Origin of the sequence: Sphingomonas sp. (assembly GCF_042091075.1) — a bacterium.
Taxonomy (GTDB): domain Bacteria; phylum Pseudomonadota; class Alphaproteobacteria; order Sphingomonadales; family Sphingomonadaceae; genus Sphingomonas.
The window spans coordinates 17,479-26,672 of record NZ_JBELIE010000030.1; the positions used below are offsets into that span (position 1 = coordinate 17,479).

At 65.3% G+C, this 9,194-nt stretch carries 10 protein-coding genes; 1 reads left to right on the top strand and 9 read right to left on the bottom strand.

The window, feature by feature from the left end; translation table 11 throughout:
* Window positions 1-9: 9 nt before the first annotated feature.
* From ACFDSW_RS04825 to ACFDSW_RS04835, 3 genes are all read right to left on the bottom strand, one after another.
* Complete coding sequence (locus ACFDSW_RS04825) at window positions 10-987, bottom strand: nuclease (RefSeq protein ID WP_375249143.1); 978 nt, start codon at window positions 985-987, stop codon at window positions 10-12.
* An 11-nt stretch (window positions 988-998) separates the two neighbouring features.
* Complete coding sequence (locus ACFDSW_RS04830) at window positions 999-1,991, bottom strand: YdcF family protein (protein WP_375249144.1); 993 nt, start codon at window positions 1,989-1,991, stop codon at window positions 999-1,001.
* Window positions 1,992-2,155: 164 nt separating this feature from the next.
* Window positions 2,156-4,708: a TonB-dependent receptor gene (locus ACFDSW_RS04835; RefSeq protein WP_375249145.1), complete on the bottom strand. Its 2,553-nt coding sequence runs from the start codon at window positions 4,706-4,708 to the stop codon at window positions 2,156-2,158.
* Window positions 4,709-4,825: 117 nt separating this feature from the next.
* On the opposite strand from ACFDSW_RS04835, the gene ACFDSW_RS04840 reads away from it, so the two are divergent.
* On the top strand, window positions 4,826-5,959 hold the full coding sequence (locus tag ACFDSW_RS04840) for an ROK family protein (RefSeq protein ID WP_375249146.1): 1,134 nt from the start codon (window positions 4,826-4,828) through the stop codon (window positions 5,957-5,959).
* Between the two features lie 42 nt (window positions 5,960-6,001).
* On the opposite strand, the gene ACFDSW_RS04845 is transcribed toward ACFDSW_RS04840, so the two are convergent.
* The 6 genes from ACFDSW_RS04845 to ACFDSW_RS04870 form a co-directional block, all read right to left on the bottom strand.
* Entirely contained in the window at window positions 6,002-6,274 is a 273-nt protein-coding gene (locus ACFDSW_RS04845) for a hypothetical protein (protein ID WP_375249152.1), read from the bottom strand.
* Window positions 6,271-7,275 carry a chemotaxis protein CheB gene (locus tag ACFDSW_RS04850; protein WP_375249147.1) on the bottom strand — a complete coding sequence of 335 codons (1,005 nt, stop codon included), beginning with the start codon at window positions 7,273-7,275 and terminating at the stop codon, window positions 6,271-6,273. Before ACFDSW_RS04850 ends, ACFDSW_RS04845 begins: the two co-directional genes overlap by 4 nt.
* 68 nt (window positions 7,276-7,343) lie before the next feature.
* Window positions 7,344-7,784, bottom strand: a complete 441-nt coding sequence (locus ACFDSW_RS04855; RefSeq protein ID WP_375249148.1) for a chemotaxis protein CheW — start codon at window positions 7,782-7,784, stop codon at window positions 7,344-7,346.
* A gap of 22 nt (window positions 7,785-7,806) precedes the next feature.
* Window positions 7,807-8,169 (bottom strand): response regulator, encoded by a 363-nt coding sequence (locus ACFDSW_RS04860; RefSeq protein ID WP_375249153.1) that lies wholly within the window; start codon window positions 8,167-8,169, stop codon window positions 7,807-7,809.
* Window positions 8,170-8,201: 32 nt separating this feature from the next.
* Window positions 8,202-8,750, bottom strand: coding sequence for a chemotaxis protein CheD (locus ACFDSW_RS04865; RefSeq protein WP_375249149.1), 549 nt, complete (start codon window positions 8,748-8,750; stop codon window positions 8,202-8,204).
* Window positions 8,747-9,194, bottom strand: a 448-nt coding sequence (locus ACFDSW_RS04870; protein ID WP_375249150.1) for a CheB methylesterase domain-containing protein, incomplete at its 5' end; no start/stop codon positions are given. The genes ACFDSW_RS04870 and ACFDSW_RS04865, both read right to left, overlap by 4 nt.

Consider the following 9,194-nt stretch of genomic DNA (forward strand, 5'->3'; position numbering starts at 1 on the left):
GGCCCGTCGTCAGGGCGCCGCCGACCCGGTTTCCGGATCGAAACGCGGGTTGGACGGGTCGAGGGGGGAAGGCGACACCTTCGCCGGCGGCGACGCGCTCTGGGCCCAGGCGCGGCACAGCATGTCGCGCAGCATCGCGGCCCCGGCGGCGGTTCGCTCATAGACCAGCGTTCGCACCTCCTTGTCATCGGAATCGCGAAAACCGCCACGTTGCTCGAGCCGATAGATCGTTTCCACCTGATCGCCCGACTGGTCGAGGAATCGCAGTACGCCATCGAACATGTCGCCGCTCTGGTGCGCCGGCGGGCCGATCCGGGGGCGGATATCGGTGACCGTCAGCCCGATCGCGTCGACGAAGCCGCTTTCAAAGCGCGCATGGATGCTGCGATCGCGCGTGTAGCCGCGTGGATTGGGTCCGCGCCATCCGTCGGAGTGGATGGAATCGTGCAGCGGTTGGGAGCCATCGCCAATGTAATGGCCCAGAAGGATCGCCTGAAAAGCGCATTGCTGTTCCGGCGCGGCGGTATCCTGGCCATTCGCTCGCGCCGCGCGTACCACGCGCATGCAGACGATCAGGCGTTGATACGCTTCCATCGCGGCATAAGGCAGCGTGCCGGTCCAGCGGACGTTGGTTCGTGCGGCGGTGGCCGGGTCGCGCAACCTGATCGCCTCGTAGCGTTTGTACAGCGCCAGGATGAAGGCGTAGCGCGAGCGTGGAATAGGCGTCAGGAAGGTGAATTGCTCGCGGAACCAGCCATGATTGGGGTCCTCTTCGATCTTCGAGAATCCCTCGGCATCGTTGCGCCAGCCGTCCGGCAGCGAGGCGGATGCCGCGATATAATCGGCGTGGCGGCGAAGGAATGTCGGGCCATCATCAGGGATTGCGTCAATCGCGGCACGGTCGATCACCGCATGCGCGGTGCGGCCCCAGGCATCGGCGGGGTGGGGATACAGCGCCAGCGTGGCGACGAGCAGGAAACGACGCATGACGATTCCTTTCACGGGTCGAGCGGGTCGCGCGGATCGATCCGCTCCGACTGGTGTGCGGGGCGAAACACCAGCTCGGTCGGTGAGATCCGGCGGAGGATCGTGCCCGGCTGAAACCCGAGTTCGGCGTCGTTGCGCGCTCGGAAGGTCGCGCTTTCGATATAGGCGCTTTGCTGCGGGTTGCAGACGATCAGCGTTTCCGCCGTCGCGGGCAGACCGATCCGCGCAAGCATCCGGCTGGCGTTGCGCAGATTGGTCGTGGTGTGGCGGGCATAAGGTTCGCTGATGATCGCGTCCGCAGGGACGCCGTACCGCTCGATCAATGCCTTGCGCATCTCGTCCGCCTCGGTGAACGGCGTCGCGCGGGGATGTGCCCGACCGCCGGTCAGCAGGATGAACGCGATGTCGCCCCGCTGGAAACGCTGCGCGGCAAGGCGGACATGATATTTCCCGAAGGGGCTGAGCGGCTCCCCGTCGACTTCCGGCCCCACTCCGGTAACGATCATCGCCCCATAACGGTATCGACGCCAATCAAGCCCGCGCGCCCGCGCAAAGGCGGCGGAGTTCGCGCCACCCTCGATCGGTTCATGGCCGATCGCATCGGTCCGGTCGCTGACGTCGAGCAGGGCGATGGCATAATCGATGCTTGCATCGAGCGGCTGGACCAATCCGTCGCGCGGCTGATCGGTCATCCAGTCCGCGGCCTGGAGCCGCGCCTGATGCACCTGCGGCGACACGATGCCGGGGCCGTCGATCGGCGTCTTCGGAACCGCCCCCAGCGCATAGGTATAGACGATTCCGTTGATGCCCGCGATCTCCCGATCGGCCTGGGCCGCAATCCCGTCATCTGGGGTGGGCAATCCCCGTGCGGCCGCCAGCGCGTCGCGCAGCACTTCCGCCTCCTGCGGGCCCCACAACAACGCGCGCGCACGGCAGGACACGTCAGCACCGCACGCCGCGCGACGTTCCCGACGCGCGCGCAGCACCGCTTGCAGGGCCGGCACGCTTGAGACCCTCCCGAGCGCCGCCGGGTCTTGCCCGACGGCGTCCAACAACGGGAAGAGCCGCGCCGACAATGTTGCCGCCACCGCGTCATCCGTTTGCCGCGCGGACGCCGGGGCGGCCAGCGCGACAACAGCCAATGCGGCGGCGGATAGCATTGCCCGCATTACCAGCTGCGGCTGACGATGAAGCGGAAGTTCCGCCCGAACAGCGGCCGGCCATAGATCGCTTCGGCCGATCCCTGCCCGGCGAGCTGATCGGTACGGGTGTTGCCCTCCGTCAGCCCATGCGCGTTGAAGAGATTGTCGCCGACGACCTGGAACCGCCATGCGCTCCAGTCGAGCGATGCGCCCGCGCCGGTGGTCTGGTATCCCGGCATGGCGGTGCGGTTGAGCAGGTCGACGTAGCGTCGACCGACCCATTCGAACCGACCGAAGACCGACAGTGTCTGCTCGCCCAGGTCGAGATTGATGCTGGGGCGGAGGTTGCCGAAGAACTTGGCCTCACGGATGATCTGCTTCCCGTTGACCGCGCTCGGGTCCGCGCCGGAGGTGTTTTCGAGATTGGCATATTCGGGATTTTGCCACGTCACCGAGCCGTCGAGCGAGAACCAGCGTACCGGCGCGATCTTGCCATCGACCTCGACACCCTTCACCGACGCCTCGCCGACGAATGGTAGCGTCTGGTCATTGCGTCCGGTCAACGGGTTGAACGCCGCAAAGGACGCATTGAAGGGATTAAACTTGGTGTAGAAACCAGTGGCGTAGAGATAGTTCGGGCCAAAGCTGGCCTTCACGCCGACCTCATACTGGCGCGCCTTGGTTTTTACGATCGTGGGGTTGATGCTGGTGACCACGCTCAGCTGCGGCGGCACTTCGAGGTTCGAGATGCGGCCATAGGCACCGAAATTGCCGTTGAGATCGTAATTGATGCCGACGGTCCAGTTGGTCGCGTTCGGCTTGAGCCGCTGATCAAGTACCTGGCCGGTGAACGCGCGGGTGGTGTCGTCGGCAAGCGTCGTCGTATCGCCCAGATTGACCTGGGTGGTCGGCAGTGCAAACCCTTTGTAGCTGTAGCGCTCGGTTCGGATGCCGGCATCGACGCGCAGGCCCTGCGTGATGTCCCAGGTATCATTGGCGTAGAATGCGATCATCTGCGCATCCGCCGCCCCCTGATTCAACGTGGTCGTGTAGCGTAGCACGCCATTCTGCGTCACCGAGCCCAGCACCTGGCCAGTCGCCGAATATGCTACCAGATCGAGCGTGCGCGGCTGGCTACGCACTTCGATCAGCATGTCCTGATATGCCTGTAGCAGGGTATTGCCATAGAAGACGCTGTACACCCCAACGCGCACGTCATGCGTACCGATCGAGGTGTTGAACTTGCGGGTGAGGCTGAGATCGCCCTGCACCGAATAGAAATCGGATTCCGACGCGCGATACTGGCCGGACATGACGAGGCCGGACGCGGATGAGGGATCATAGACGGACGCGCCGTTCGTCCCCGCGAGCGCATAGCCGAGGCGCGCGACATTCGCACCAAAGGCGGTGCGCGCATTGGTCAGATAATTTGCCGCGAAACTGTTCGCATCGGACGGATTGGTAGTCGAATAGAAGGCGTCGAAACTCGACTTGCCCTTCGTGCCGCCGAACTTCGCCGATACCTGCCAGCCATCGAAATCCGCCTCGTAATCGATCGCGGCATTGAAGAAGCGCATGTGGCGCCCGTCGGACAGATCGCGGTTCAGGCTTTGCAGCGCGCCGGCGCCGTCGCGATACTTGATGTTGACGTTACGCAGCGACGGCGAATTGAGGGTGCCGGTGAAATAGTCGATGAAGGGATTGAGCGACACCGCCGGATTGCGCGGATCGTTCGTCGGGATCGGCAAATAGAAGACGTTGTGATCGTTCACATATTGGGCCGATACCTTGACGAAGCCGTTGCTCAGCTCACGCTTCAGGTTGGCGCGGATCTGACCACCCTTGTCGCTGGGGAAACCACCGTAGCGATAGCCGTCATGCTGACGCAGAAATCCGCCGATGGCGAAATAGGTATTCTCGCTGATCGGCCCGGACTGCATCGCATCCAGCCGGTAGAGGCCGGTATCGCCCAGCGTGACCTGCGCCTTGCCGCGCGCGACCGGCCCGCCCGATACGGTGATATTGTTGGCGATCGCCGCCGCGCTGCTGGCGTAGATCGGGGCCGGGCCACCACGCACGATCTCGACCCGTTCGGTCATCAGGTCGAAGCGGTTCATGCCTTCGCCGGAATTGAAGAACACGCCGTCGATCTCATGATACAGCGGCAGACCATCCTGCTGAAAGATCAGATAGCCGCGGTCGGTCGGGATACCGCGCACGCGAGTGATGTTCTGAACTTCGCCGCCGGTCGCCTCGACCTGGATGCCGGGAACCGTTCCCAGCAGATCGGCATAGCTTTTCGGTGCGATCTTCTGGACGTCGTCCTGTGACAGCGAGTTCACCGCGTAGGAGACGTCGAAGCGGCGTTGCGGACGGGCCGAGCCGGTGACGATGATGTCGCTGGGGGCCGCATCATCCGCCTGCGCGGGATCGGCCGCCGCCGTCTCCGCCGTCGTCCCCGCAGCCGGCATCTGCGCGGCTGACGGCGGGGTCGTCGCGGGCGTCTGCGCCAGCGCCGGTGAGGACGCCGCGCACAAGGCGAGCATGGCGCAGCAGGTCAGGAAATGGCTTTTTGTCATCGGTCTTCCCCCACTCGGATCGAGTTGGCGCGCCGATGGTGGAGCGATGTGACGCATTTATTTATTTCTGCGAAAATAAATCGAGATTGTCGCAATTGGTCGATATCGGACCTGGCGATGAGACCCGGATCGTCCGCCTTGCTCGACGAGGAAAAGCGCCTGTTGTGGCAGTTGCGCACCAATGGCGCGCAATCGCGATCGGCGCTCGCGGAGCGACTGGAGATGAGCAACAGCGCGATCACGCGCCTCACCAAAACGCTGATCTCGCAAGGATTGATCGAGGAGCTGGCCGCCGAGGCCGGATCGGCGCGCGGACGACCGATGGTGCCGCTGCGGATCTCGCCGGCGGGGGGATATGCGGTCGGGCTGGCGCTCTATGCCGGCATTCTGGAGATCGCGATCGTCGATTATGCCGGCGGGGTGATCGCGCTGACGTCGGAGTTGATCGCACCTGTCGATCCGGGCGACTTCGCCCGTCACGTCGACCGGCGCATCCAGGATCTGACGCTGGAACACCGCCTGATCGGCAATCGCCTGTACGGCATCGGCCTAAGCGCGCCGGGGCCGGCGCTGTCGCGTGACGGCAACCGTTGGCACATCGTGCGCAATCTTCCAGGCTGGAAAGGCGCGCCGCTTCGCGACATTCTCGAAGACTGCCTGCAATTGCCGGTCTGGATCGAGAATGACGCCACCGCGGCGGCGCTGGCGGAATATTATCTCGGCGGGTTGATCCGGCGCTGCTCTACCGCGGTGGTGATCCTGCTGGGGCATGGCGTCGGCGCGGGGATCGTGCACGACGGGCGGTTGATGCGCGGCGAAACCGGCGGGGCTGGCGAGATCGGCATGTTCTATCCCGGTGATCGGCCCCGCCCGACGACATTGGACCTTATCGCCACTCTCCAGGCCGCTGGATGCAGCGTCACATCGCTGGCGGATTTCGATGAAGCGAGCAGCGGATATGACAAGGTGATCGACGGTTGGCTCGATCGCGCGGCGGGTCAATTGCTGCAGACGATCAACTCGTCGATCGCGTGGCTGGATCCCGGCGCGATCCGCTTGATGAGCCCCTTGCCGGTGCGCATCATGACCGGGTTGGTCCGCCGGCTGAACGACAGCGCGATCATCTGGGGTGATCATCGCGCCGAGAACGCATTGGGCAGGTACGAGATCGAGATGTCGAATCTCGGCGGAGCGGGTGCCGCGCTCGGCGCCGCATTGTTGCCCATCCATGCCTCGATCGCGCGCGCCTAGAACGTGGACGTACACCGGCGCCGTGATCATGCGGTCAGGGGATCACGCACGCAGCCGGGCGGCGGTCTCCTCCAGCGTCACCAGCGACACCACATCCGCTGACGTCGCGGCGTGGCGCAGCACGTCGGCAACGGCCAGTTGCATCTGCGTGATCAGGTCGATCTTTTGCAGGCTGGTCATGTGCCGGCGCAGCGTTTCCGGATCGCAGCCGAGTTCATAGCCGAGTTCGCCAAGAAGGCGCGAGGCGATCACCAGCTCCTCCGCCAAGGCCTCCGCCAGCGGACGGTCGATCGCCGTGGGTGCCGGCGCGGTCATTTCGAGCACATCTTCAGGATCGACGCGGCCAGCGCGTTACTCGCCACCGGCTGGGTGACCAGATTGCGCGACAAGGCATATCCGCCACCCTCCTGCTTGGCGAAGGCGTAGCTGCCGGCGGCGTTCAGCGCCTTCAGCCCGGTGCCGCCATCCTCGCTGCCGTCGATCAGCAGCACGCCCACCGCATTCGTCGTCGCCGCCTTCGCCGCCGCCGCGAACAGCAACGAGATCGACGGTCGTTCGCCCGCGACCGGCTCCCGCGCGAGCAGGCGTAGCTTGCCCGCCGGCCAGGCATCAACCACGAGGTGATGCTCGCCGGGAGGCGCGAAGTAGATCGTTCCCTGTTCGATCTCCATTCCGTCCGTCGCCATCACCACGCGCGGCGCGATCTTTTCGGTGAGCTTGACCAACATGCCCTCGACCAGCCCGGGGTCGAGATGCTGGACGATGATCGTCGGCGGGCAGTTCGCCGGGAAAGTGCCGAGGAGATCGAACAAGGTCGCGGTGCTCGATGCATCGCCGCCCACCACCAGCAGCCGCCCGTTCCAGTCGATCGACGAGGCCGTCACGGTCTTGGCGCTGGCGGGGTTCTTGATCTCGGCGTTCCTGGCTGCCTTCAGCCGCTTGCCCAGCTTCGCGATGATCGCGTCCAGCTCCGCCGGCACCGCGACGCGCGGCTTCGGGAAACAGTCCATCGCCCCCAGTCGCAGCGCTTCGATGGAATCGGTCGCGCCCGCGGTGGTGCGCGTCGAAAACATGATCACCGGCATCGGCCGCGTTTCCATGATCTCGGCCAGATATTCGAGCCCGCTCATCCCCGGCATCTCGACATCGAGCGTCATGACGTGCGGGTGGAGCGCGGTGACCATCTGGCGCGCCTCCGCCGCGCCATCGGCCAGCCCGACCACCTCGACCCCCGGAATCCGTTCGAGCGCGCCGGAGATGAGCGCCCGCATGGTGAGCGAGTCGTCGACGACGAGAACCTTGGTGGCAGCGGCCATGTTAGTGATCCGGGGGCAAGAGGGCAGTCGTGGGAGATGTTCAGCCAGCGTGTGTCGCGCAGTCTGGCTCAGGCAGCGTCGGCGAGCATCGGTTGATCGACGAGCCGGTCGAGCGCCAGGATCAGGATCATCCGCTCGTCGATCGTCGCCAGCGCTTCCAGGAAACGGGCCGCTTCGGTATCGCCCATGTCGGGCAACGGTTGCTGTTGATCCGTCGGCACCGTCACGATGTCGTTGACCGCGTCGACGATGATGCCCTGCAATTGCTCGCCGACGCGCACGACGATGATGACGTGGCGTGCGCTCGGATCGGTCATGCCCCAGCCGAGGCGGCAGCGCAGGTCCAGCACCGGCAGCACCACGCCACGCAGATTGACGACGCCGCGGACATGGCGGGGCACGTTGGGGAGCGGTGTCGCGGGCGACCAGGCGCGGATCTCACGGATCGCCATGATGTCGATACCGAGAACCTGATCGCCGAGTTGGAAGGTGATGAGTTGACGGGTCACGAGCGTAACTCCTGAGAGGGGATCAATGCAGAACGCGCCGGATCGCGGCGGCGAGCTTGTCGGGGTGGAAGGGCTTGACGATCCAGCCGGTCGCACCGGCGTCACGCGCGCGCTGCTTCTTCTCGTCCGAGCTTTCGGTGGTCAGGACCAGAATGGGCAGGCCGCGTAGCCCCTGGCTGCGCACCTCGGCGATCAGGCCGAAACCGTCCATGCGCGGCATGTTGATGTCGGTGATCAACAGGTCGGGGGCGGCGACCTGCAGCTTTTCCAGCGCATGGATGCCGTCCTCCGCCTCGACGACCTGATAACCCAGATCGCTGAGCGCGGCACGTAGCAGCATGCGCATGCTGGGCGAGTCATCGACCGCCATGATCGTTCTAGACATTTCGTCGAACTCCTTGAAAACAGAGCGGATCATCAGAAGAATTCCACATCGCCGCTGCTGACCACGGCGGGTCGGGCGATCGGGCGGGTGACAGGGATGGACACGACATTGTCCACCCCGCGGCAGCGGGCGAGGCCGAGTGCGGCGCGGAATTCCACCCGCCGTGCGATCGAGCCGCCGACATCTTCGCCGACCACCGGAATGCGCTCGGCGCGGAGGAATTCGCGAGCGAAGGCGATGTTCGCGCTGCCGATATCGCGAAAGCCGACGCGCATCTTTGCGCCGCCATAGATACGGGCTTTCAGGCGATGGCGTGCCGCACCCATGGAGAGCATCGCATTGATCAGCACCTCCATCGCATAGACGCCATAGCGCTGCATCGATGTCTGATCCGATCCGGTGCCGTCGGCGAGCAGATAGTGATTGATCCCACCGACCCGGACGACCGGGTCGTAGAAGCACACCGCGACGCAGCTCCCCAGGACGGTGGTCAGCACCACCTCGGGTTCGTCGGAGACGCGCGTTTCGCCCTGTGCCACCGTGACGCGGCGCATGCCGTCGTGGCGGATCGGCCCGCTCATGCCTGGCACTCCGCCAGCAACCGAGCCGCGATGCGACGCAGCGGCAGCTGTTCTGCCACCGCGCCGATCTGCTGCGCGACCGCCGGCATGCCGTAGACCACGCTGGTCGCCTCATCCTGCCCGATCGTCACGGAGCCGGCGGCGCGCATCTCGTACAGGCCCTGCGCGCCGTCATTGCCCATGCCGGTCAGGATCGCGCCGACGGCGTCGCGCCCGGCGATGCGCGCGACCGATCGGAACAGCCGGTCGACCGAGGGGCGGTGCCCGTTGACCTTGTCCTCTTCGATCAACCGGCAATGGCGCCGCTCGCCGCTGCCCGCGATCTCCATATGGCGGCCGCCGCCGGGCGCGAGATAGACCGTCCCCACCTGCATCGGCGCGCCCGGGCGTGCTTCGACCACCCTGGGCTGGCACAGGCGGTCGAGCCGCGCCGCGAAACAGATC

Bases quoted from the DNA above. Each gene is read 5' to 3' on its own strand.
- ACFDSW_RS04850 (WP_375249147.1), bottom strand. From the start codon at position 7,275: ATGGCCGCTGCCACCAAGGTTCTCGTCGTCGACGACTCGCTCACCATG.
- ACFDSW_RS04835 (WP_375249145.1), bottom strand. From the start codon at position 4,708: ATGACAAAAAGCCATTTCCTGACCTGCTGCGCCATGCTCGCCTTGTGC.
- ACFDSW_RS04825 (WP_375249143.1), bottom strand. From the start codon at position 987: ATGCGTCGTTTCCTGCTCGTCGCCACGCTGGCGCTGTATCCCCACCCC.
- ACFDSW_RS04865 (WP_375249149.1), bottom strand. From the start codon at position 8,750: ATGAGCGGGCCGATCCGCCACGACGGCATGCGCCGCGTCACGGTGGCA.
- ACFDSW_RS04860 (WP_375249153.1), bottom strand. From the start codon at position 8,169: ATGTCTAGAACGATCATGGCGGTCGATGACTCGCCCAGCATGCGCATG.
- ACFDSW_RS04845 (WP_375249152.1), bottom strand. From the start codon at position 6,274: ATGACCGCGCCGGCACCCACGGCGATCGACCGTCCGCTGGCGGAGGCC.
- ACFDSW_RS04840 (WP_375249146.1), top strand. From the start codon at position 4,826: ATGAGACCCGGATCGTCCGCCTTGCTCGACGAGGAAAAGCGCCTGTTG.